Here is a 784-nt window from a genome sequence, read left to right on the forward strand (position 1 = left end):
AGCTTGTTTATGGCGCTAACATACGCCATGACTTCTCCCACTTGGCCGTTGTAGTTACGCAGACTGATTTTCCCCGCCAGCAACTGCTTGAACCGATACATCGCTGTCTCTGCCAGTGAGCGACAGTGATACCCCGACATCTTCTTCCAGTGCGCCAGCCCTTCCTTACGCATAACCAGCACGGCCTCATTTCTTGGATGCCCCTTTTTCCATAACCCCGCGCTCTTGCTAGGCGGGATACTGGTTTGTCGCCCCTTTGCGCGAGATAAGCTGATGGCTGGCTTTGCTGTCATACGCGCCATCCGCATAAACACATCCCAGCTTACGCCGTAGTGGCTTGAGCAAGGTGGGCAACACCTCGGCATTATGGACATTTTCCAATGACACTTCTGCTGCCACGACATCGTGGGTTGCCGGGTCTACCGCCAGATGCAACTTGCACCAGACTCGCCGCTTCTCGGCGCCGTGTTTTCTGACCTTCCACTCACCTTCACCAAACACCTTCAGGCCAGTCGAATCGATAACCAGGTCGGTAATGCGTTCCTTCGGGGGCAGTCGATAAACCACAGTCACCGAGCGTGCTCGCTTGCTGACACAGCTGTAGTCCAGTGCGCACAGCGGTACTTTCATCAACTCGAACAGGGAGTCGAGTAGTCCTTGGGTGGCCCGCAGAGTGAGACTGAAAATCCCCTTGAGCATCAGGAAGGTACAGATGGTCTGGTCGGTGTAGAGTTGGCTGCGCCCCGCCGCCCATGATGGTCGTGGTGAAACCAGTTGCTCATGG

At 55.6% G+C, this 784-nt stretch carries 1 pseudogene; it reads right to left on the bottom strand.

Features of this window, described 5'->3' with window-relative positions:
- Positions 1-784, bottom strand: a pseudogene (locus A9G06_RS21270) (IS5 family transposase); the annotation flags it as partial.

It is taken from the genome of Aeromonas sp. DNP9 (assembly GCF_001728955.1).
Taxonomy (GTDB): domain Bacteria; phylum Pseudomonadota; class Gammaproteobacteria; order Enterobacterales; family Aeromonadaceae; genus Aeromonas; species Aeromonas veronii.